At 60.3% G+C, this 22281-nt stretch carries 19 protein-coding genes; 16 read left to right on the top strand and 3 right to left on the bottom strand.

All coding sequences use genetic code 11. The features are described from left to right. Positions 1-77: 77 nt before the first annotated feature. Positions 78-977: a LysR family transcriptional regulator gene (locus PI739_RS19420; RefSeq protein WP_042930937.1), complete on the bottom strand. Its 900-nt coding sequence runs from the start codon at positions 975-977 to the stop codon at positions 78-80. A gap of 131 nt (positions 978-1108) precedes the next feature. On the opposite strand from PI739_RS19420, the gene PI739_RS19425 reads away from it, so the two are divergent. The 10 genes from PI739_RS19425 to PI739_RS19470 all read left to right on the top strand — a co-directional run bounded on the left by PI739_RS19425 (position 1109) and on the right by PI739_RS19470 (position 12266). Beyond that, positions 1109-2401 (top strand): CitMHS family transporter, encoded by a 1293-nt coding sequence (locus PI739_RS19425; protein ID WP_003314918.1) that lies wholly within the window; start codon positions 1109-1111, stop codon positions 2399-2401. Then, complete coding sequence (locus PI739_RS19430) at positions 2402-3766, top strand: acyclic terpene utilization AtuA family protein (protein ID WP_096137310.1); 1365 nt, start codon at positions 2402-2404, stop codon at positions 3764-3766. It begins immediately after the preceding gene. Next, positions 3763-4083 (top strand): AtuA-related protein, encoded by a 321-nt coding sequence (locus PI739_RS19435; protein ID WP_060707809.1) that lies wholly within the window; start codon positions 3763-3765, stop codon positions 4081-4083. The genes PI739_RS19430 and PI739_RS19435 overlap by 4 nt, the downstream gene beginning before the upstream one ends. A gap of 331 nt (positions 4084-4414) precedes the next feature. Continuing rightward, a complete protein-coding gene (locus tag PI739_RS19440) occupies positions 4415-5152 on the top strand; it encodes a FadR/GntR family transcriptional regulator (RefSeq protein ID WP_003401136.1) in 738 nt (245 codons plus the stop codon). Further along, positions 5149-6165: an ABC transporter ATP-binding protein gene (locus tag PI739_RS19445; protein ID WP_003370963.1), complete on the top strand. Its 1017-nt coding sequence runs from the start codon at positions 5149-5151 to the stop codon at positions 6163-6165. The genes PI739_RS19440 and PI739_RS19445 overlap by 4 nt, the downstream gene beginning before the upstream one ends. Then, positions 6162-7295 (top strand): ABC transporter ATP-binding protein, encoded by a 1134-nt coding sequence (locus PI739_RS19450; protein ID WP_003435279.1) that lies wholly within the window; start codon positions 6162-6164, stop codon positions 7293-7295. Before PI739_RS19445 ends, PI739_RS19450 begins: the two co-directional genes overlap by 4 nt. Beyond that, positions 7292-8794, top strand: coding sequence for an ABC transporter substrate-binding protein (locus tag PI739_RS19455; RefSeq protein ID WP_271352112.1), 1503 nt, complete (start codon positions 7292-7294; stop codon positions 8792-8794). Before PI739_RS19450 ends, PI739_RS19455 begins: the two co-directional genes overlap by 4 nt. A gap of 28 nt (positions 8795-8822) precedes the next feature. Further along, complete coding sequence (locus PI739_RS19460; protein ID WP_003435284.1) at positions 8823-9767, top strand: ABC transporter permease; 945 nt, start codon at positions 8823-8825, stop codon at positions 9765-9767. Continuing rightward, positions 9767-10639, top strand: a complete 873-nt coding sequence (locus PI739_RS19465; protein WP_003370958.1) for an ABC transporter permease — start codon at positions 9767-9769, stop codon at positions 10637-10639. The genes PI739_RS19460 and PI739_RS19465 overlap by 1 nt, the downstream gene beginning before the upstream one ends. 31 nt (positions 10640-10670) lie before the next feature. Next, the gene (locus tag PI739_RS19470) at positions 10671-12266 is read left to right on the top strand and encodes a gamma-glutamyltransferase family protein (protein WP_176556632.1); all 1596 of its coding nucleotides are present in this window, start codon (positions 10671-10673) and stop codon (positions 12264-12266) included. Between the two features lie 95 nt (positions 12267-12361). On the opposite strand, the gene PI739_RS19475 is transcribed toward PI739_RS19470, so the two are convergent. Next, entirely contained in the window at positions 12362-13756 is a 1395-nt protein-coding gene (locus PI739_RS19475) for a PepSY-associated TM helix domain-containing protein (protein WP_054080929.1), read from the bottom strand. A gap of 108 nt (positions 13757-13864) precedes the next feature. Then, on the bottom strand, positions 13865-14275 hold the full coding sequence (locus PI739_RS19480; protein ID WP_054080930.1) for a DUF2946 family protein: 411 nt from the start codon (positions 14273-14275) through the stop codon (positions 13865-13867). Between the two features lie 976 nt (positions 14276-15251). On the opposite strand from PI739_RS19480, the gene arnB reads away from it, so the two are divergent. Genes arnB through arnE form a run of 6 tightly spaced genes read left to right on the top strand, consistent with a single transcriptional unit; the run spans position 15252 to position 22272 of the window. Then, positions 15252-16400 (top strand): UDP-4-amino-4-deoxy-L-arabinose aminotransferase, encoded by a 1149-nt coding sequence (gene arnB / locus PI739_RS19485; RefSeq protein ID WP_058396909.1) that lies wholly within the window; start codon positions 15252-15254, stop codon positions 16398-16400. Continuing rightward, on the top strand, positions 16397-17410 hold the full coding sequence (arnC, locus tag PI739_RS19490) for an undecaprenyl-phosphate 4-deoxy-4-formamido-L-arabinose transferase (protein ID WP_058416506.1): 1014 nt from the start codon (positions 16397-16399) through the stop codon (positions 17408-17410). The genes arnB and arnC overlap by 4 nt, the downstream gene beginning before the upstream one ends. Beyond that, positions 17407-19401 carry a bifunctional UDP-4-amino-4-deoxy-L-arabinose formyltransferase/UDP-glucuronic acid oxidase ArnA gene (gene arnA, locus PI739_RS19495; RefSeq protein WP_271352113.1) on the top strand — a complete coding sequence of 665 codons (1995 nt, stop codon included), beginning with the start codon at positions 17407-17409 and terminating at the stop codon, positions 19399-19401. The genes arnC and arnA overlap by 4 nt, the downstream gene beginning before the upstream one ends. Beyond that, positions 19401-20282, top strand: coding sequence for a 4-deoxy-4-formamido-L-arabinose-phosphoundecaprenol deformylase (gene arnD / locus PI739_RS19500; protein ID WP_054081100.1), 882 nt, complete (start codon positions 19401-19403; stop codon positions 20280-20282). The genes arnA and arnD overlap by 1 nt, the downstream gene beginning before the upstream one ends. Beyond that, positions 20282-21931 carry a lipid IV(A) 4-amino-4-deoxy-L-arabinosyltransferase gene (gene arnT / locus PI739_RS19505; RefSeq protein ID WP_271352114.1) on the top strand — a complete coding sequence of 550 codons (1650 nt, stop codon included), beginning with the start codon at positions 20282-20284 and terminating at the stop codon, positions 21929-21931. Before arnD ends, arnT begins: the two co-directional genes overlap by 1 nt. Beyond that, the gene (gene arnE, locus PI739_RS19510) at positions 21928-22272 is read left to right on the top strand and encodes a 4-amino-4-deoxy-L-arabinose-phosphoundecaprenol flippase subunit ArnE (RefSeq protein WP_003370936.1); all 345 of its coding nucleotides are present in this window, start codon (positions 21928-21930) and stop codon (positions 22270-22272) included. Before arnT ends, arnE begins: the two co-directional genes overlap by 4 nt. The last annotated feature ends 9 nt before the right edge of the window (positions 22273-22281 follow it).

Genomic DNA, 22281 nt, shown 5'->3' on the forward strand with positions numbered 1-22281 from the left:
GAGTCAGAAACCGGGACGCAATGCCGAGACACCCGTCTTTCTTCTATCCCATCCTATTCCATTCGTATAACAGGAAATCAATGGCTGGGATCGCCGAGCGTGCGCAGCCCCTCCAGCAACCGAACAAATTCGACAACAGCTGGGGCCATTGTGTGCTCCGTACGGGTAATGAGCCCGATTTGCCGAACAACACCCGGATGATCAACTGGCACCTTGCTCAGGTCTCCCCGCCCATCGTCCGCTGACTCCGGAAGAAGTGTAACGCCCTGCCCCTGCCTGACCAACGCCAGCACGGTAGACATGTAATTGGCTTCCAGCCCCGCAGATAAAGGCAGTTGCTCGTCAGCAAACACTCGCTCGACCAAATCGCGAACGCTGCTTTCCCTGCCGGTAAGAACGATCGGAAAAACAGCTATCTCGTCCAGTCTCACTGTCGGACGCTTTGCCAGTGGATGGTCTTTTGGGGCGAACAGGCACAACCGGTCTTCCAATATCGCGTTGAACTCCAGCCCATGAGTGGGCCGAGCCTGTACGCCTAATCCGAAATCCACTTCGCGCTCCATGACAAGCGTGTCGATGCGTTGCGCGACGACATCTCGCAGTCTGACCTCGACACCGGGAAACCGCTCGCGGAACGTCTTCAACACGACAGGCAGTACACCGGAACACAGCGATGGCAAGGCGGCGATGGTGATCAAGCCGCGTCGTGAGGCTGCAATATCCCGCGCAGCAGTAACGATGTTGTCCAGATCCAACAGCAGTTTTTCCATGGGTAAACGCGCATTTTGCCCGGCGCCGGTCAAGCAGACATGACGCGGGCTTCGTTCCAGCAAGGCAACGCCAAGCCAATCTTCCAGTTGCTGGATTTGTACGGTCAGTGCAGACGGCGACAAGTTGAGAGCAGCTGCGGCCTTGGAAAAACTGCCGGTCTGAGCGACTGACAGAAAGGCGCGGATGTGCTGGATCGAATTCTTCATTTTGTTTTTCCGAACAAGACCCACTGAATATTTCAATTCACAGAGCATAGCGTCGTTGTTATTACTCTTGCAAAACAACAAGAGGGTGTCTCGTCGCTGCCGCGCACAGGGATGCCAAAGAGGATCTGCCCATGCTCGCCACACTCGGTGTGATAACCATCCTTGCCATGCTCGTCAGTATTATGAGCAAACGCATATCTCCCCTGGTTGCATTGATCGCCCTCCCGATCATCGCCGCCCTCCTCGCTGGTTTTGGTCTGCAAACCAGTGGTTTCATCATCACAGGCATCAAGAACGTTGCGCCTGTAGTCGGGATGTTTGTATTCGCCATCCTCTTCTTCGGCATCATGACGGATGCCGGCATGCTCGATCCGATCATCGATCGCATCCTCAAACGGGTCGGTACACGGCCGACCCGCATCGTCATGGGCACCGCACTGCTGGCGCTGTTGGTGCATCTGGACGGCTCCGGCGCGGTGACCTTTCTCGTGACCATTCCGGCAATGCTGCCGTTGTATACGCGGCTGGGCATGGATAAACGCATACTGGCCTGCGTCACGGCGATGGCTGCGGGTGTCAACTTCCTGCCCTGGACGGGTCCGGTGTTGCGCTCCTCCGCAGCCCTTCACGTGCCGGTTTCGGATCTGTTTCAGCCGCTCATTCCGGTGCAGATCGTCGGACTGATCTTCGTCTTCACCTGCGCGTTCTTCCTGGGACGGCGTGAAGAGCGACGCCTGGGCCTGGGTCCTGACAATCTCGATGTAAAACCCCACCAACGCGTGCTCAGTGATGCCGAGCGTGAACTGCGCAAGCCTCGGTTGTTCTGGGTCAACCTGCTGCTGACGCTGGTGGTGATGGGCGTAATGATCGCGGGGGTTGTCGATCCGGTGGTGATGTTCATGCTCGGCACGGTGATTGCCTTGTGCATCAACTATCCTGCCGTGGACGCACAACGGGCACGCATCGACGCACACGCCAAAACGGCCCTGACCATGGCCAGTATTCTGCTTGCTGCCGGGGTATTCACAGGCATCATGCAGGGCACCGGGATGCTGAAGGCCATGGCAGAAGTGGCCGTAGGCCAGATCCCGGCCGGGCACGGCAAGCTGATCCCGGTCGTCGTAGGCTTTCTATCCATGCCCTTGAGCCTGCTCTTCGATCCGGACTCCTTCTACTTTGGCATCATGCCCGTGGTCGCCGAGGTCGGCAAAGCGCTCGGCGTTGACCCGATGCAGGTCGCGCAGGCGTCGCTGCTTGGCGTGCATACCACCGGCTTCCCGGTCAGCCCGTTGACGCCAGCGACCTTTCTGCTGGTCGGCCTGTGCAAGATCGAACTGGCTGACCACCAGCGTTTCACTATCCCTTTCCTGTTTGCGGCCTCGGTCATCATGACCCTGACCGCTATGGTAATAGGAGTTTTCTGAATGAAAACAATACGGATTGGTTCAGGAGCCGGTTATTCCGGCGACCGCATCGAGCCGGCGATCGAGCTGGCCGAGCATGGGCAACTGGATTACCTGGTATTTGAATGCCTCGCAGAACGTACCATTGCACTGGCACAGCAGTCGCGTCTGGCAGACCCATCAGCAGGCTACGATCCATTGCTGAGCGAGCGCATGCGCCGGGTCTTGCCTTTTGTGGGCAACGGCGTTGACGGTACGCGCCGCCGCTTGCGAATCATCACCAACATGGGCGCTGCAAATCCGCTTGGCGCCGCTAGTGAAATACGCCGGATAGCGGCAGAACTGGGCTTGAACGGCTTGAAAGTCGCAGCCCTGACAGGCGATGACGTGCTCACAGCCCTGCTGCAACAGCCCGATCAAACCCTCGACAACGGCAGGTCTCTGCGATCCCTCGGCGACAGGCTCATCTCGGCCAATGCCTATCTGGGCGCGGAAGGAATCATCCAGGCCTTGCGCGCCGATGCTGACGTGATCGTTACCGGAAGGGTCGCTGATCCCTCACTGTTTCTCGCACCGCAAATGTTCGAGTTCGGCTGGGCCGAGGACGCATGGGCATTGCTGGGCCGCGGAACCCTGGTCGGGCATTTGCTCGAATGTGCCGGCCAGGTCAGCGGCGGCTATTTCGCGGATCCTGGTGTTAAAGACGTCCCAGACCTCGACCGTCTGGGCTTCCCGCTGGCCGAGATAGATGCGGCAGGCAACGCCGTCATCAGCAAAGTGGCAGGCTCCGGTGGCCGCATTGATACCGCCACCTGCACCGAGCAAATGTTGTACGAAGTGCATGACCCTGCCGCCTATCTGACGCCGGATGTCAGCGCGGATTTCACCGATGCTTCCTTCGAATCCATCGCCAGAGACGAAGTGCGCGTTCAGGGGGCGGACGGACACGCACGTCCCGCGACGCTGAAGGTGTCAGTAGGTTTTCTGGATGGCTGGATCGGCGAAGGACAAATGTCCTACGGCGGCCCCGGCGCGCTGGCTCGCGGACAATTGGCGAAGGACATCGTACTCAAACGCCTGGCCCTGACAGGCGTGGTATGTGAGGACATTCGAGCCGAACTGATCGGCGTTAATGCCTTGCATGGAAGTCACCTGGGAGCTCGCGCCGAGGGCGAGCCCTGGGAAGTACGCCTCCGGGTGGCCGCGCGTTGCGTGGACAAAAACGATGCAATACGCGTCGGCAATGAGGTGGAAACCCTCTACACCAACGGCCCATACGGCGGCGGCGGTGCGAGCAAGTCAGTCCGCCAGGTAGTCGCGGTGGCGTCGTTGTTTGTGCCGAGAGACCAGGTCAACTTGCACGTACATCTGGAGGATCTGGCATGAACACCACCAAATTGCGGGACATCGCTCATACACGTACCGGTGACAAGGGTGACGTCTCCAATATCTCCATCGTTGCCTTTCGCATCGACGATTATCCACGTCTGGCTGAGCTGCTGACGGTGCAACGGGTCACTGAACACTTTGCCGAACTGCTGGATGCAAATGGACCACCCGTACGGCGCTACGAACTGCCACGTGTTGGTGCGCTCAACTTCGTCCTGCCCGGCATCCTGCGTGGCGGGGTCACGCGGTCACTGGCGCTCGATGCCCACGGCAAGGCTCTGGGGGCCGCACTGCTCGATCTGGCCCTGGAATGACGAGCGGCTTAGCGCGAGGCGGCACATCGGTCGCGCACCTAGCGGTGCACTTTGGCGCACCCTGCACGCATTGATGCAACAAATCCGTACCCGCTGAAAAATTGGTTCACTCAACGGCGAACCAATCCCCTTGCCATGCCGCGGACCAACCCGGCGGACCTTTGAACATTGGCCCGCCAGGCTTGATCCGCGACAGTGGCTGGCCATCTTGCCCGGCAAAATTGACCGAACCAATTTTCATTGGCATCGCTCTTGCACCAGCCCTTATGCCTGGAACCCCTGCCTGCGGGCAGCTCAGGGCATCTTTTTTCGGTCTGGCGCGAGTACCACGATGCAAAGGTTCGACCCTGACATCCCCATCGACAACTCTTCGAAACTGGCGCTGGACGCGTTGCGCCAGATCGTTGCCCAGCATGCGGCCTTCCCCCAGCGGGCATTGCCTACCGAGCGGGATCTGGCGGCCGATTTCGGGGTTAGCCGACGCGCAGTTCGTCGCGCCCTGTCGGTGCTGGAAGCCGAAGGCCAGGTCTGGCGTCGGCAAGGTAAGGGGACATTTGTCGGACCGACGCCACCCAGTGCCGCCATGAGCTTCGCGCGGCTTTCCGGCCGGACCAATTTCACCGAGGTCATGGAAGCGCGCCTGCACCTGGAGCCAGCGCTTGCCTCACTGGCGGCGGTACGGGCCAATGGTGAACAGATGGCGATTCTGCGCCGCCTTGCCGAGCGCACCACTCGCCAGCAGGTCGCCGAGCAGACCGATGCCGAAGGCATCGAGCTGTGGGACAGCGCCCTGCACCGTGCCATTGCCGAAGCCGCGGGTAATCGGCTGATGCTGGACATCTTCGAAATGCTCGATGCGATTCGTCTGGACCCCGCCTGGCGAGACTTGCGTCACCGGGCGCGCAATGCCGACCGCCTCGACACTTACAGCCACGATCACGACGACATTGTCAGCGCCATTGAAAGCCGCGATCCGATCAAAGCCGCCACCGCCATGCGCGGCCATTTACGTGCGCTGCAACAGGCCCTGAACACAGTCATCAACCAAGACCTGGAGGCCAGCCTATGAGCGCCACTGCCCACCTCACAGAAAACGGCGACGGCACGGTGCTCAGCATCAGCGACCTGACCGTCCGCTTTGCCGGTGCGCCCGCCAATGTTGTCGACGGCGTGTCGTTTTCCGTCAAGCGCGGCAAGACCCTGGCCATCGTCGGCGAGTCCGGCTGCGGCAAGAGCGTGACCTCAATGGGCCTGATGGGCCTGTTGCCGACGACGGCCAAGGTAGACGCCAGCGACTCGCTGCTGATCGATGAAGCCTTGTTGGGCATGTCCGAAGAGCGCCTGCTGGACGTGCGCGGCAACCGCATGGCGATGATCTTCCAGGAGCCGATGACCTCCCTCAATCCGGTCTTCACCATCGGTGAGCAGATCGCTGAAAGCGTGATGCGTCATCAGGGCCTTTCAGACAAGGCTGCCCGCCAGCGGGCTCTGGACATGCTGGAAAAGGTCCGCGTGCCGGACGCTCGCCAGCGGCTGGACGCCTACCCACATGAACTCTCGGGTGGCATGCGGCAGCGGGCCATGATTGCCATGGCGCTGGCCAATGACCCGGCGCTGATCATCGCGGATGAACCGACGACTGCGCTGGACGTGACCATTCAAGCACAAATCCTCTCGCTGATCGCCAACCTGCAGACCGAGACCGGCACAGCGATGATTCTGATCACCCACGATCTGGGTGTAGTCGCCGAAGTCGCCGATGACGTCATGGTCATGTACGCCGGGCGTGTCGTGGAAAGCGGCCCGGTGAAAACCCTGTTCGACGATCCGCAGCATCCGTACACCATCGGCCTGATGGGCTCGATGCCCTCGATCGGCCCTCGTGAAGGTCGTTTGGCGACCATTAACGGCCGGGTGCCGACGCCGGCAGAAATGCCGGGCGGTTGCCGTTTCGCCGGGCGTTGCCCGTTCGTGATCCAGCGATGCCGAGACGAACGCCCGCCGCTGCTTGAGTTGTCTCCCGGACACTTCGCCGCGTGCATCCGTGCGCCTTTGGAACAGCATGTGGGAGTCAGTGCGTGAACCTTTCCAGACCAGACATCGCCGGGCGCGTCAGCCCCGACAGCAACGCGCAGAAACCCATTCTGGAAGGCATCGGCCTGAGCAAGCACTTTACCGTGCAAAGCGGCCTTTTGCAGCCGAAGAAGCCGCCGGTACAGGCTGTCAATGAGGTCAACCTGTCAGTCCGCAAGGGCGAGACGCTGGCATTGGTAGGCGAGTCCGGCTCGGGTAAATCCACCCTTGGCCGCTTGCTGCTCAACCTGCTGCAACCGACTGCGGGCGACGTGATTTACGAGGGCCGCAACCTGGCCAACCTGACGCCGGAAAAACTGCGTCAGGTACGCCGTGACTTACAGATCATCTTTCAGGACCCGTTCGCCTCGCTGAATCCACGCATGACCGTGGAATCCATCGTTGGCGAACCGATCTGGCTGCACAGCCAGGCCAGCCGTAGCGACCGTCAGGCTAAAGTCGCCGAGTTGTTGCGCACGGTAGGTCTGGCTCCGGAACACGGCGGTCGGCATCCCCATGAGTTCTCCGGTGGTCAGCGCCAGCGCATCGGCATTGCCCGCGCCCTGGCTTCCGAGCCGCGCTTGATCCTCGGTGACGAGCCGGTCTCGGCGCTGGACGTTTCAGTGCAGGCGCAAGTGGTCAACCTGCTCGAAGACCTCAAGCATCAATTCGGCCTGACCCTGGTGATTGTTGCCCATGGCCTGGCCGTGATTCGCCATATGAGCGACCGCGTGGCGGTGATGTACCTGGGTGAAATCGTCGAACTGGCGCCGGTCGACGCGCTGTTCGAAAACCCTTTGCACCCTTATACCCAGGCGCTGATGGCCGCTGTGCCGGTCAGCCACCCTGACCTGCGCCAGCCGCGTCCGCTCCTCGGCGGCGATATGCCCAGCCCCAGCCGCCCGCCTTCGGGTTGCCGCTTTCATACCCGTTGCCCGCACGCCCGTGCGCTGTGCAAGGACGCTGCGCCGGTCATGGAAACAGTCGAGGCCGAACGCCAGGTCGCCTGCCACTTCTGGCGTGAAATCGCCAACGCAGGCAGCGCCACGCTGATCCTTCCGACACCCAGCGCTGCCTACACCCAGCGCCTGAATCTGTTCAAGCACCATCAATCCCTTGCAGTGGAGAGCCAGCCATGAAAATCGCACGCGTCGTGACAGGAACATTGTTATTGCTGGCCGCCAACGCTGCCTTTGCCGAATCGACGTTGCGCATCGGCATTCAGGACGATCCCGATGTGCTTGATCCGCATCGTTCGCGCACCTACTCTGGCCGTCTGGTCTACACCGCGCTGTGCGACAAACTGGTGGACGTCAACCCGGACCTGACCTACTCGCCGCAACTGGCCACCGCCTGGAACTGGAGCGAAGACGGTAAAACCCTGACCATGACGTTGCGCGAAGGCGTGACGTACCACGATGGCGAACCTTTTGATGCCGCCTCGGTGAAGTTCAACCTCGACCGCGCCCGCACCCTCCCCGACTCGCTGCGCAAAAGCGAGCTGGCCTCGGTGGACAGCGTCGAGGTGATAGACGCAAAAACCGTCGCCATCAAGCTCAAGCAGGCCGATGCCACGCTGGTTTCACAGCTGTCTGACCGCGCCGGAATGATGCTCGCGCCGAAAGCTGCGCAAGGCGAATTCGCCTCCAACCCGGTCTGCTCCGGCCCTTACAAATTCGTGCAGCGCGTGCAGCAGGATCGAATCGTGCTGGAGCGTTTTGACAACTACTGGAATAAACAGGCTTATCACTTCGACAAAGTGGTGTTCCTGCCGATTCCAGATACCTCGGTGCGCCTGGCCAACCTGCGCTCCGGCGACCTGGACACCATCGAGCGTGTTGCACCAACCGATGTGAAAACGGTCAAGGGTGACAGCAAGCTGGCGATCTACAACACACCCGGCCTGGGCTACATGCAACTGATGTTCAACATCGGCAACGGTGAAAAAGCCAACTCGCCGATGGGTAAGGACAAGCGCGTACGCAAAGCCTTTGAGCTGTCCATCGACCGCGATGCTATCAACCAGGTGGTGTTCGAGGGTCTGTACGCGCCAAGCGCTCAGCCGTTCCCGAAAAACAGCCCGTATTACGACAAGGACCAGCCGATCCCGGCTCGCGATATCGAGAAAAGCAAGGCGCTGCTGGCTCAGGCCGGTGTGAAGCTGCCATTGGCGGTGGACCTGAAAGTGGCCAACAACCCCATCGCACAGCAGGTCGGGCAGATCATTCAGGCCATGGCTGAAGAAGCAGGCTTCAAGGTCAACCTGATTGCCACTGAATACGCGACGATGCTCAGCGAACAGGCGAGCGGCAACTTCCAGATCGGCATGAGCGCCTGGTCGGGCCGTCCTGATCCGGACGGCGATATCCATCAGTTCGTGACCTGCAAAGGCGGCCAGAACGACGGTAAATACTGTAACGCCAGGCTCGACGAACTGCTCAACAAGGCGCGCACCGTGAACGACGTTGCACAACGCCAGGCGCTGTACAACGAAGCGCTGCGTTTGTTGGCCGATGAAGTACCGACCGCCTACCTGTATTTCGACCCGCGAATCATTGCCATGCGTAACAACGTGACCGGTTTCGTCCCTAACCCGGACGGTCTGATTCGTCTGAACAATGTCGCGTTCAAGCCATGACTGACGGGCGCACCTGCGAGGTTCCGGTATGCTGATGTTCATCCTGCGACGCCTGCTCAGCTCGATACCGACGCTGATTCTGGTATCGCTGTTCGTCTTCACCCTGCAGAAGCTGCTGCCGGGTGACCCGGTGCTGGCCATGGCCGGGGAAGAACGCGATCCAGCGGTCATGGAATACCTGCGCGACAAATACCGGCTCGATGACCCGATCCCGTTGCAGTACCTCAACTGGGTCGGCAACGTGCTGACCGGCGACCTGGGAACATCGCTGCGCACCGAGCAACCGGTGACCACGCTGCTGGCGTCGAAACTGCCGGTGACTATCGAACTGGCCGTGCTGGCCCTGCTGATTGCGCTGTTTATCGGCATTCCCACCGGGATCATTTCGGCGGTGCGCAAAGGCACTGCGGTGGATTACGGGGCCAACGTGGTGGCGCTGTCGGGGATTTCCATCCCGCACTTCTGGCTGGGTATTCTGCTGATCATGATCTTTGCAGTGAAACTGCAGTGGCTACCCGCCTCCGGCTTTGTGCCGATGGGTGAGGACTTCGGGCAAAACCTGAAGACCCTGATCCTGCCCGCGTTCGTACTGGGTGCCGGGCTTTCCGGGATTCTCATGCGCCACACCCGCAGCGCCATGCTGGAAGTCCTGCGTGCTGACTACGTCCGCACCGCACGGGCCAAGGGATTGTTCCCGCGCACGGTGATTCTCAAGCATGCGTTGCGCAACGCATTGATGCCGATCATCACCCTCACGACATTGCTGTTCGGCGAGTTGCTCGGCGGTGCGGTGTTGACCGAGCAGGTATTCAGCATTCCGGGGTTCGGCAAGATGATTGTCGACGCCGTATTCAACCGTGACTACGCCGTGGTGCAAGGCGTGGTGTTATGTGTCGCGATTGGCTTCCTGATGTTGAACTTGCTGGCAGACGTGCTTTATCGCCTGATCAACCCACGCCTGAGGACTGCCTGATGACCGCTATCGCCAGCCTGTCGCACAGCGCGATCCTGCCCCGCAGTCGCTCGCCTTTTCTGAAAAAATTCCTGGCCAACAAAGGCGCAGTGATTGGCGCGGCAGTGTTGTTGCTGTTTGTCCTGGCCGCCGTTCTGGCGCCCTGGATTGCGCCTCATGACCCGCTCAAAGCCAACTTCCTCGCGGTACGCAAGGCACCTTCATTGATCTACTGGATGGGCACCGACGAACTGGGGCGCGATTTATTCTCGCGCTTGCTGTATGGCGCACGCAGTTCGCTGCTGGCCGGTGGTGTTTCGGTGGCCATCGCCATGGTCATCGGCGTGCCGCTGGGCCTGCTGGCCGGGTACTTCGGTGGCAAGCTGGACATGATCATCTCGCAGGTCATGGAAGCGCTGTTGTCCTGTCCGTTCCTGGTGCTGGCCATCGCTTTGGGCGCCTTTCTCGGCCCCAGCCTGACCAACGCGATGATCGCTATCGGCCTGTCCGCGATGCCGATCTTTGCCCGCCTGACCCGCGGCCAGGTGCTGTCGATCAAACACGAGGATTACCTCGAAGGTGCCCGAGCCATCGGTCTGCCGGATCGCTGGATCATCCTGCGTTACGTGCTGCCCAACGTGATGTCGCCGCTGGTGGTACAGGCCACATTGACCATCGCCTCGGCGATTCTGGCCGAAGCCAGCCTGTCGTTTCTCGGCCTGGGCCAGCAACCGCCGTCGCCGTCCTGGGGCTCGATGCTCAATACTGCGAAAAATTTCATGGAGCAGGCGCCGTGGATGTCGATTGCGCCAGGTGTGGCGATCTACATCACAGTCCTGTGTTTCAACCTGCTGGGTGACGGCCTGCGCGATGCGCTGGACCCCAAGGGCTAAACCTTTCGTCTTCTGCCAAAGAGAAACGCTTATGTTCGATGATCTGGATTACAACCAACCGTACGCGTCGGCCCGCTCGCCGGTGATGGGCAACAATATGGTCGCCTGCTCTCAACCATTGGCCGCTCAGGCCGGGCTGGACATGCTGCGCCGTGGCGGCAATGCGGTCGACGCCGCCATCGCCGCGGCCATGGTGCTGACTGTGGTAGAGCCCACCGGCTGCGGCATCGGCAGCGATGCTTTTGCCATCGTCTGGGACGGCAGCAAGCTGCAGGGCTTGAACGCTTCCGGCCGCGCGCCACAGGCCTGGACACCGGAATACTTCGAAGGCCAGAGCCAGATGCCGCAACGCGGCTGGCCTGCGGTCAGCGTGCCGGGTGCAGTGTCGGCCTGGGTGGAGCTTTCGGCACGCTACGGCAAACTGCCCTTCGCGACCCTGGCCGAACCGGCGATCGGCTACGCCCGCGATGGCTATCAGGTCACACCGATTATCGCCGAGCTGTGGAAACGCGGCGCGCATCTGCTCAAGGACCAACCGGGCTTTGCCGAGTGTTTCATGCCGGATGGCAAGGCCCCCATGGCCGGAGAGAAAATCCGGCTCAAGGACCATGCCCGCACGCTGGAACTGATCGCGCAGACCAAAGGCGAAGCGTTCTATCGCGGCGAACTGGCGCAAACAATCATCGCCCATGCCAACGCCAATGGCAGCGTGATGAGTCTCGACGACCTGGCGACGCACACTGTGGACTGGATCGACACCCTGTCAGTGCCATACGCAGGCGCTGTGGTGCATGAACTGCCGCCCAATGGCCAGGGCATTGCCGCCCTTGCCGGCCTGACCATGCTCGAAGCACTGGGCGTCGGTAAACACCCGGTGGACAGCCTCGAGACGGTTCATCCGGTGCTGGAAGCAATGAAACTGGCCCTGGCCGACCTCGACGAACATGTCGCCGACAGCGAGCACATGCGCGTGCCCTCAGCCGATTTGCTGGGCCAGGCTTACCTGACGGAACGCGCACGGCTGATCACCGATCAGGCCGCCAATCCCGGGCACGGCTCGCCAAAACCGGGTGGCACGGTGTACCTGTCGGCAGCGGATGAAAGCGGCATGATGATCTCGTTCATCCAGTCCAACTATATGGGCTTCGGTTCGGGTGTGGTGGTACCCGGTACGGGCATCAGCATGCAGAACCGCGGCGCGGGCTTCTCGCTGGACCCGCAGCACGTCAATTACGTCGCGCCGCGCAAACGCCCGTTCCACACCATCATCCCCGGTTTTGTCATGAATGCCGACGGCACGCCGCTGATGTCCTTCGGTTTGATGGGCGGCCCGATGCAGGCGCAGGGTCACTTGCAGATGATGATGCGCATCCTGCGCTACAAACAGAACCCGCAAGCCGCTGCCGACGCACCGCGCTGGAGGATCGAATCCGGCCTGAAAGTCGCCGTGGAGCGTGCGTTTGACCCCGAGGTGGTGAAAGCACTGCGCGCCAAGGGTCACGACATCGATGTCGAAGAGCCGAGCGGCGTGTTTGCCTTCGGCGGTGCGCAGATTATCCAGCGCACCGCGCATGGATACGTGGGCGGGACCGATCCGAGGAAGGACGGAACGGTCGCAGCGTATTGAGCGACCGCGATATCCGCTACTGACAAGCCATCGAGCAGACGGCCCTGGTCGGGAAACAGTTGCTCGATGCGCTTGGTAATCCGCGCAACTAAGGGTTACACCTTGCCGTCGACCAAGGGTCTTGCGGCTCGCCGGTAGCCCAGCAGCGCGTCCAGGACGATAAAGCCCAGCAGACTCACGCCCAATACGGGCAGGGCAAAGCCAGTCAACACTGCGACCAGGATCAACGCCCATTGCGCGCCCGGATTCAATGAGCGCCAGAGACTCAAGAGCGTTGCCTGCTGATTGCGTGGTTGAGAAAGCGTTGGACGACGTCGCCACCACATCACATAACCCATGACGACCATGGCCGCCAGGCCACTGGCGAACACCACCAGCACCAATTGATTGGCCAGACCGAACAACACGCCCATGTGCGCATCAATGCCCCAGCGGGTCAGCTTGGCGGGCAGCGAATAGTCTGCAAACCTGACGTGATCGACCACTTCCAGTGTTTGCGGGTTGATCGACACGGCATCCACTTGCGTCGGCCAACTGCGATCTATCTCGCTGACCACCCACGCCTTGTCGCTGCTCGCGGATGGCCTGATCTCAACTTTGGCTGCATCGATATGCTCGGCACGCGCGCTGGCCAGAACGCTGTCAAACAAGGCAGGGTCCAACACGGATGCCTGTGTCGTCGGCGCCATGTGCATATGGTGCTCGGCGTGCTCGTCCATGGGCATAGACATTGGCATCGCCGCCGACTTGCCCAGTGCGGTGGCCACACTGGGCGTTGACCAGCCATAGTAGGCACGCAGTACGCCAATGTTATCGCCAGCGTACTGTGACCACGTCAAACCGGTGGCCGAGAAGAACAGCAGCCCCAGCAACAGCCATACGCCCGTGGTTGCATGCCAGCGGCGCATGTTGCCGCGTTCACGACTCTGCCGACGACGGCGAACCGTCCACAGCACCAGACCGCCGAGCGCAGCCACCCACAGCCATGAGGCGGCCAGCTCGCTGTAGATCCTGCCGACATCGCCCAGTAGAAGGCCCCGATGAAACTGATCGATCCAGGTGCGTAGGGGTAGTACGCCACTGGTACCGTAGACCTTCATGTCGCCGCGAATTTCGCCACTCACCGGGTCCACGAACAGCGCTCGATGCTCTGATGGGCCAAAGCCCGGATCGCTGAACATGACCCGAGTGGTATCCCCTTCCCGGGGTGCCGGGCGCACTGCGGCAACGCTCAGGCCTGGACCTGCCGATGCCTGCGCGCGCTGGATCTGCGCCTGCAAGCTCATGGCAGGACCACGGCTGTCTGTGTGCAGCGCACGCGCATAGAGCGAATCTTCGATCTGCGGGGTCAGCGCATAGACGATGCCACTCAAGGCCGCGACCAGCATGAACGGACCGACGAATACGCCGATGTAAAAATGGAGCCTTTTCAGAAAGGCGACAAACGCCCCGGAAGGCCGTAGCTCCGGGCTTGAACAGGATGCAGACATAAGGACTCACCAACGTATAAACGCGCCCCGCCGGAATGACCTTCCGGCAGGCTGTAAAGACAATATCGGTTGTTCGTGCGAGCGATAATCACACGTCCACGATGGGCGCTACGGGGCCTGTGGATTGAGTCGCGGGAGGGAGTACCTTGGCAGGTTGCCGAGCCAGAGGTCGGGCAACACGAAACGAGAACGGCGGATACGGGTCAGCCAGCCCAGCGCCACGAAGAAAATCATCGCCAGCGTCAGCGTGCCGGCAAACGAACAGTCTCCCGACTGCGCCTTCATGCCGCCTGACATGTCCGTCTTTTTGGACGAGCCGTCCATGGACATGTGCATCGTGTGATGCCCACCGTGCATATCCGACATCCCATGGTCTGCATGGGAGACCGACGCCACTGCAGTGCCTGCAAAGGCGGCCATCATCTGGCCGTGACCGATGCTGCACGCAAGACCATTGAACAGGACAACTGCGTACAGTATCCAGGCAATGGGCGAGCAATGGGTTCGGAAGAAGTTCATGGCGGCTAATTTAACATCTCCAGCCGGAACTAGACAGAATGGGGTGTACAGATCGGCAGCCTTCGCAGGAGCGATAATCGCGGTGAAGCGGGTTATACGAGCCCGCCATGTGCTGGTGGACGCCAGGGCGCACCGCGTGGTTTCTTGCTTCGCTGCATCGAATGAACCTGGCAATTGCAGTCGAGCAGACAGTCGTTTTTAAATCCGTCGTTAAATACTTCGCCTGTACCCGCCACCTACAGGATCGTGCCAATGGACATAAGAGAACATGAAGTAAACCTTGAACACCTTGCAACAACCAGCACGCGTGCACTGAACCGTCTCGAACTTATAACGCCCCCAATCACACCTCGATGATGACCCGTACCAACCTGGCCCTTATACACGTACTTTTCCATACCACACTGCCCGACTCTATCGCTTGGTTATATATATCACTTGATGGCGACACTGTTTTCTACACCCGAGCGAATTCCTCTTGACCCGGGTTTATCCGGACGCGCAGTCTGCTTTTCAAAAAACCGAGAAAAAAGCTGCCTCCCCCCCAATGAAACCGGGCCAATAGCAACCTGTTCGATTCAGGTTCGACCCTGTTAAAAAACGCGAAACCCATTTCGCGGTCATGAAACCTTCATTAAAAAATCCTGCAACTGCAACACACTTCATCCGCTTTAACTTTCCATGATTATCATGAACAAGCTGAACTAAAGCTGTCTGTTCATGACGAGCTCGATGAAACCTGAACGCCAGATTAATAATTCTACATGGACGCATAACGACATTGTCGGCCGTTTGAGTTTCCCCCTACTCTATGCTTCGAAAGCCTGCCAGGCGATACAAAAAAGCAACGGCATCTGGACATTATTTTTACAATTGAACGCCTAAGTTCACGGCACTCACGCACCCTGTATTTGCGCACTCGTCGTGTGACTTTTTTATGTTCGGCCCTGCTGCGTCAATCGGAGAGTCTCTGTAAATGAGTCAAACTTTTCTTGCCTTTTCACGGCCGTCCATTGGCGATGAAGAAATTGCTGCGGTAACGCGCGTGCTGCGTTCCGGATGGATCACCACCGGCCCGGAATGTCAGAAGCTGGAGGAAGAGTTCGCCGAACGGGTCGGCGCGCAACATGCAGTTGCACTGTCTTCGGCCACCGGAGCGATGCACATTGCGCTGCTGGCGCTGGGTGTAGGGCCTGGCGATGAAGTGATTACACCATCGCAAACCTGGGTGTCGACAGCCAACATGATCTGCCTGCTGGGGGCCACTCCGGTGTTTGTCGATGTTGACCGTGACACCCTGATGACCAGCGCCGCGCTGATAGAGCAAGCCATCACCCCCCGGACCAAAGCGATCGTGCCGGTGCATTACGCAGGCGCCGCATTCGATCTCGATCCGCTGTATGCGCTCGCCGAACGGCACGGCATCACCGTGATCGAGGATGCTGCACATGCCGTTGGCACCGGTTACCAGGGACGTCCGGTCGGCCAGCAAGGCACTGCGATCTTCTCTTTTCACGCAATCAAGAACATGACCTGTGCCGAAGGCGCGATGCTGGTCACCGACAATGCACGGCTGGCTGATCGGGTGCGTCAGCTTAAATTCCATGGTCTGGGTGTCGATGCCTACGACCGCCTGACCCTGGGTCGCAAGCCTCAGGCCGAGGTCATGGAGCCTGGCTTCAAATACAACCTGGCCGACATGAATGCGAGCATTGCGCGGGTGCAGTTGCAGCGTCTTGACGCCATCAATGCACAGCGCCAGACACTCGCCAGCCATTACCTCGATCGACTGGCCAACAGCCCCGTTCTGCCTCTCGCCCTGCCCCGGCATGCCCAGCAACATGCCTGGCACCTGTTCATTCTGCGCATCGACCCCGAGCGCTGCGGGCTGAATCGCGACGCCTTCATGAAGGCCTTGCAAGCGCAAAACATCGGCACCGGCATCCACTTCATCGCGACTCACCTGCACAGCTATTACCGCAAGCGTTTCCCGAACGTCCGTCTGCCGGACACTGAATGGAATTCATCAAGGCTGTGCTCCATCCCCCTGTTCCCCGACATGACCCTCGATGATGTCGAGCGGGTGGTCGGTGCCATTGAATCGACCGTGGAATCCAGCCATTGAAACCGTATCCCATCAAGTTCGTGTCGATCGTCATCCCGGTCTACAACGAACAACAAAGCCTGCCAGAGTTGTTGCGCCGTACTGAAGCGGCCTGCGAACAGCTCAACCACCGATTCGAAATCGTGCTGGTCGACGATGGCAGCCGCGACGACTCGACAGACATCCTCCAGCGGGCTGCCGGACGCGCCGACAGCCCGTTCGTCGCGGTGATCCTGAATCGAAACTACGGTCAGCACGCCGCCATTATGGCCGGATTCGAGCAGTGCCAGGGCGACGTGGTCATCACCCTCGATGCCGATCTGCAGAATCCTCCCGAGGAAATCCCTCGCCTGGTGAAGCTCGCTGAACAAGGGTACGACGTAGTCGGCACGGTGCGCGGCAATCGTCAGGACTCCGCCTGGCGACGCTGGCCATCGAAACTCATCAACCTGGCCGTGCAGCGTTCCACCGGCGTGGCCATGAACGATTACGGCTGCATGCTGCGCGCATACCGACGCACGATTGTCGATGCCATGCTCGCCTGCCGGGAGCGCAGCACGTTCATTCCTATTCTGGCGAACAGCTTCGCGCGACACACCACCGAGGTGCTGGTCGACCACGCCGAACGCGAGCACGGCGACTCCAAATACAGCCCGATGCGCCTGATCAACCTCATGTTCGACCTGATCACCTGCATGACCACCACGCCCCTGCGCCTGCTCAGCATCATCGGTTTCAGCATGGCGTTGCTCGGTGTCTTGTTCGCGGCGCTGCTGATCGTTCTGCGCCTGATCTTCGGCGCGTCATGGGCCGGGGACGGCATGTTCGTCCTGTTTGCCGTGTTGTTCGTGTTCACCGGAGGGCAGTTCATCGGTATGGGACTGCTGGGTGAGTACCTGGGCCGGATGTACAGCGACGTGCGTGCGCGTCCGCGCTTCTTCATCGAGAAAGTCGTGCGCAGCTCGTCCCGAGTGGCCACCGACAGCGTTGATTCCCCTGTAACTCCCTATATGAACAAGGTCGCGCCATGAGCATTAAAGCTGTCGTTTTCGCGTATCACGATATTGGCTGTGTCGGTCTGCAAGCGTTGCTGGATGCAGGCTATGAGATTGCCGCAGTGTTCACCCATGCCGACGACCCCAGGGAAAAAACCTTTTTTGGTTCTGTGGCCCAGATGTGCGCCCGGCACGGCATTACGGTGCATGCCCCCGAGGACCCGAATCACCCGCTGTGGGTGGAGCGCATCGGCAAACTGGCCCCGGACTTCATTTTCTCCTTTTACTATCGCCAGCTCCTCGGCGATTCGTTGCTGGCCTGCGCGAAAAAGGCCGCGCTGAACCTGCACGGCTCGCTGCTCCCGCGTTATCGCGGCCGCGCGCCGGCCAACTGGGTGCTGGTCAACGGCGAAAGTGAAACCGGCGTGACCCTGCATCAGATGGTCAAACGCGCGGATGCCGGGCCGATAGTCGCCCAGCAGCGGGTTTCGATCAGTGCCACCGATACCGCCTTGACGCTGCATGGCAAATTGCGTGATGCCGCCGCTGACCTGCTTTGCGAAACACTGCCCCTGCTGGCGGCAGAAGGGCAACTGCCAGCTACGCCTCAGGATGAATCCCGTGCAACGTATTTCGGTCGGCGTACCCCGGCTGACGGCTTGATCGACTGGTCGCTGCCAGCCACCCAGCTCTACAACCTGATCCGCGCAGTAACACAGCCCTACCCTGGCGCATTCTGCCCGGTAGGCGAGAACAAGTTGATTGTCTGGGCCGCCAATGCCGAGGCAGGCAATAACGGCGAAGCACCCGGCACGGTCATCAGCCACGACCCGTTGCGTATTGCCTGTGGCGAGGGTTCGCTGGTCATCACCGCAGGGCAGCGCGGCGACAGCGGCTTGTACCTCAGTGGTGCACAACTGGCGCGCGAATTCGGGCTTGTAGCAGGCTCGCAACTGCTCGATAAGGCACAGAGCCGGTCGATCCGTCGTACCCGTGTGCTGATCCTCGGCGTCAACGGTTTCATCGGCAACCACCTGTCCGAGCGTCTGCTGCAGGATGACCGTTACGAAATCTACGGCATGGATATCGGCTCGGACGCCATCGAGCGCCTGCGCGCCAAGCCGAACTTTCATTTCATCGAAGGTGACATCAGCATCCACACCGAGTGGATCGAATACCACATCAAGAAATGCGACGTTGTGCTGCCACTGGTGGCCATCGCCACGCCGATTGAATACACGCGCAATCCACTGCGGGTTTTCGAGCTGGATTTCGAAGAGAACCTGAAGATCGTCCGCTACTGCGTGAAGTACAACAAGCGCGTGATTTTTCCGTCCACCTCCGAAGTCTATGGCATGTGCCAGGACGCAAACTTCAACGAAGACACCTCCAACCTGATCGTTGGCCCGATCAACAAGCAGCGCTGGATCTACTCGGTGTCCAAGCAGCTACTGGACCGGGTGATCTGGGCCTATGGCCAGAAAGGCCTGCAATTCACCCTGTTTCGTCCGTTCAACTGGATGGGACCGCGTCTGGACCGCCTGGATTCGGCGCGCATAGGCAGCTCGCGGGCCATCACTCAGTTGATCCTGCACCTGGTCGAAGGCACGCCCATTCGCCTGGTGGACGGCGGCGCCCAGAAGCGCTGCTTCACGGATGTCGTCGACGGCATCGAGGCGCTGGCGCGGATCATCGAAAACCGCGATGAGCGCTGTAACGGACAAATCATCAACATCGGCAACCCCGATAACGAAGCCAGCATCCGTCAGTTGGGTGAAGAGTTGCTTCGCCAGTTCGAAGCCCATCCGTTGCGCGGCCATTTTCCGCCTTTCGCGGGCTTCCGCGAAGTCGAAAGCCAGTCCTTCTATGGCAAGGGCTATCAGGACGTCAGCCACCGCACGCCGAGCATCGACAACGCTAAAAAGCTGATTGGCTGGACACCGGGTATCGAGCTGAGCGAAACCATCGGCAAAACCCTGGATTTCTTCCTGCGCGAAGCCATGGCTGAAAAAGCGGACCAGTGCTGATGCAGGCAGGCCTGAGAATCGATGTCGACACTTACCGAGGTACCCGTGAGGGCGTGCCAAGGCTGCTGGACATACTCGACGAAGCGCAGGTCAAGGCGACCTTCTTTTTCAGTGTCGGCCCCGACAACATGGGGCGCCACCTGTGGCGCCTGGTAAGGCCCACGTTCTTCTGGAAGATGCTGCGCTCCAGGGCGGCGAGCCTGTATGGCTGGGATATTCTGCTGGCCGGTACCGCATGGCCGGGCAAACCGATTGGCCGGGACCTTGGCCCACTGATGCGCCGCGCGCTGGATGCAGGCCACGAAATAGGCCTGCATGCGTGGGATCACCATGGCTGGCAAGCGAATGCCGGACACTGGAGCGACCGACAGTTGACCGCCCAGATACACCGTGGGGTCGATTGCCTGAGCGACATCCTCGGCCAGCCGGTGGTGTGCTCTGCGGCAGCAGGCTGGCGCGCCGACCAGCGCGTCGTGCAGGCCAAAGAAGCGTTTGGCTTTCGTTACAACAGTGATTGCCGGGGCGTCAGTCTGTTTCGCCCGTTGCTGGCGGATGGAAGTGTCGGTACCGCTCAGGTTCCGGTGGACTTGCCGACCTTCGATGAAGTAGTCGGCCCGCACCTCCAGCCGGATGCGTTCAACGACTACATTCTCGGCCGTTTTGCCGCACGCAGACTCAATGTCTACACCCTCCACGCCGAAGTGGAAGGAATCATCATGGCCGACGGTTTCAGGCAGCTGTTAAAGCGCGCCAATACCCAGGGCATCCACTTCGCACCGTTGGGCGATCTGCTGCCAGGTGCCATTGAACGGCTGCCTTCCGGGCATATCGTTCGCGGTCACCTGCCCGGCCGCGATGGCTGGCTGGGGGTGCAGCAGTGATGCACGTCAGGCACCGTCATCTTGCGTTACTGTTATTGGCGTTCGTGCTGGCTTATCTGCTGCCCCTGGGCTTTCACGGCCTGTGGATTCCCGATGAAACCCGCTATGCGCAGATCAGCCAGGAAATGCTCCACAGTGGCAACTGGGTCGTCCCGCACTTCATGGGATTGCGTTACTTCGAAAAACCGGTTGCCGGTTACTGGCTGATTGCACTGGGGCAGCAGGTTTTTGGCGAAAACCTGTTCGGCATGCGCATTGTGTCGGCACTGGCCAGCGGCTTGAGCGTGCTGTTGGCCTATTTGCTGGCCGGCAAGATCTGGAACGACCCGCGCAAGCAGTTCGCCAGCGCCTTGCTGTTCATGAGCTTCGGCTTTGTCGCGGGCCAGGCCGGTTACGCCAATCTCGATCCGCAATTCACCTTCTGGACCAACGTGGCACTGCTGGCATTCTGGTACGCCGTGCACAGCGTCGGTCGAGCGCGTCTGGCGGCATGGGCGGTAGTCGGCGTGGCCTGCGGGATGGGGTTCATGACCAAGGGCTTTCTCGCCTGGGCACTGCCCGTCATCATCACCCTGCCTTATATGCTGTGGCAGCGGCGCCTGGCCGAGCTGCTCAGATTCGGCCCGCTCGCGGTACTGATTGCCGTCGCCGTCTGCCTGCCGTGGGCGCTGACGATCCACCAGCAAGCGCCCGACTACTGGCGTTACTTCTTCTGGCACGAGCATATTCACCGCTTTGCCGGGGACAATGCGCAGCATGCCCAGCCCTGGTGGTTCTATATGCCGCTGCTCGTGGCGGCTTGTGTGCCGTGGGCACTGCTGTTGCCGGTAACACTGAAGCAGGCATGGCAACAAAAAAGCCGCCCTGACATTGCCTTTTTGCTGCTGTGGCTGCTGCTGCCGCTGGCGTTTTTGAGCCTGAGCAAAGGCAAACTGCCGACCTACATACTGCCGTGCCTGCTGCCGTTGGCACTGCTGATGGCCAATGCTCTGGTCGATCGCCTTGATAAAGGTCACAGCACTGCGTTGCGCGCGAATGGATTAGTCAACGCGACCGTCAGCTTTGTCGGGCTTGTGGCGTTGATCTACCTGCAACTCAAGCAGCCCGTCTACGAAAACGAACCGATGCATCTGTCACTGGCGGTCATCGTGCTTCTCGGATGGACATTTGCCAACGCGCTGCAAGGCTTGCGTCCACTGACGTTCTGGACCATGCCGGCGCTGGGCAGTTGGCTGCTGATCGCATTGCTACCCGCTGCACTGCCAAACGATGTGATCAATAACAAGACTCCCGACCCGTTCGTGGTCAGGCACCAGGTCGAACTGGCGGACTGCACGCATCTGCTGAGCAACGATCTGGGCGCGGCCTCGGCACTGGCGTGGCGCCTGAAACGGCCTGATGTTGCGCTGTTCAACACCTGGGGCGAGCTGGAATACGGGCTGGGCTATCCCGATGTGCAGGGTCGCGAAGTCCGCCTGCAGGACATCGATGCCTGGATGAAGAACGCCCGCAGCCAAGGCCGGGTCGGCGTCATCATGCGCGGCAAGAGCGATGAGGAGCTGAAAGAGCTCGAAAGTCTTCCCAAGGATGGTCAGCGCTATGACGAAGGCAACCTGGCCATCCTCATTTACGAGAAATCGGCATCGTGACCTGGCTGATGCTGGCGTGTGCATGCCTGCTGACCTGTCTGGGCCAGATCGCGCAGAAGTACGCAGTACAAGACTGGCGTGGCGCATTTCCCGGCGCGTTTACAGCGCTGCGTTCGATATGGCTGTGGCTGGCGGTGGCCTGCCTTGGAGCGGGCCTGCTTATATGGCTGCTGGTGTTGCAACGCCTGGACGTTGGCATCGCCTATCCGATGCTGGGTCTTAATTTCGTGCTGATCACGCTGGCAGGTCGCTATCTGTTCGATGAGCCGGTTGACGCACAGCACTGGCTGGGTATTGCGCTGATTCTTGTCGGGGTATTTCAGCTGGGGCGTCAGGCGTGACGCGCTGCC

Source organism: Pseudomonas cerasi, from assembly GCF_027983475.1.
Classification (GTDB): domain Bacteria; phylum Pseudomonadota; class Gammaproteobacteria; order Pseudomonadales; family Pseudomonadaceae; genus Aquipseudomonas; species Aquipseudomonas cerasi.

Excerpts from the sequence above, each read along its gene's own strand:
- PI739_RS19420 (WP_042930937.1), bottom strand. The coding sequence starts at position 977 with ATGAAGAATTCGATCCAGCACATCCGCGCCTTTCTGTCAGTCGCTCAG.
- PI739_RS19425 (WP_003314918.1), top strand. The coding sequence starts at position 1,109 with ATGCTCGCCACACTCGGTGTGATAACCATCCTTGCCATGCTCGTCAGT.
- PI739_RS19430 (WP_096137310.1), top strand. The coding sequence starts at position 2,402 with ATGAAAACAATACGGATTGGTTCAGGAGCCGGTTATTCCGGCGACCGC.
- PI739_RS19435 (WP_060707809.1), top strand. The coding sequence starts at position 3,763 with ATGAACACCACCAAATTGCGGGACATCGCTCATACACGTACCGGTGAC.
- PI739_RS19440 (WP_003401136.1), top strand. The coding sequence starts at position 4,415 with ATGCAAAGGTTCGACCCTGACATCCCCATCGACAACTCTTCGAAACTG.
- PI739_RS19445 (WP_003370963.1), top strand. The coding sequence starts at position 5,149 with ATGAGCGCCACTGCCCACCTCACAGAAAACGGCGACGGCACGGTGCTC.
- PI739_RS19455 (WP_271352112.1), top strand. The coding sequence starts at position 7,292 with ATGAAAATCGCACGCGTCGTGACAGGAACATTGTTATTGCTGGCCGCC.
- PI739_RS19460 (WP_003435284.1), top strand. The coding sequence starts at position 8,823 with ATGCTGATGTTCATCCTGCGACGCCTGCTCAGCTCGATACCGACGCTG.
- PI739_RS19465 (WP_003370958.1), top strand. The coding sequence starts at position 9,767 with ATGACCGCTATCGCCAGCCTGTCGCACAGCGCGATCCTGCCCCGCAGT.
- PI739_RS19470 (WP_176556632.1), top strand. The coding sequence starts at position 10,671 with ATGTTCGATGATCTGGATTACAACCAACCGTACGCGTCGGCCCGCTCG.
- PI739_RS19475 (WP_054080929.1), bottom strand. The coding sequence starts at position 13,756 with ATGTCTGCATCCTGTTCAAGCCCGGAGCTACGGCCTTCCGGGGCGTTT.
- PI739_RS19480 (WP_054080930.1), bottom strand. The coding sequence starts at position 14,275 with ATGAACTTCTTCCGAACCCATTGCTCGCCCATTGCCTGGATACTGTAC.
- arnB (WP_058396909.1), top strand. The coding sequence starts at position 15,252 with ATGAGTCAAACTTTTCTTGCCTTTTCACGGCCGTCCATTGGCGATGAA.
- arnA (WP_271352113.1), top strand. The coding sequence starts at position 17,407 with ATGAGCATTAAAGCTGTCGTTTTCGCGTATCACGATATTGGCTGTGTC.
- arnD (WP_054081100.1), top strand. The coding sequence starts at position 19,401 with ATGCAGGCAGGCCTGAGAATCGATGTCGACACTTACCGAGGTACCCGT.
- arnT (WP_271352114.1), top strand. The coding sequence starts at position 20,282 with ATGCACGTCAGGCACCGTCATCTTGCGTTACTGTTATTGGCGTTCGTG.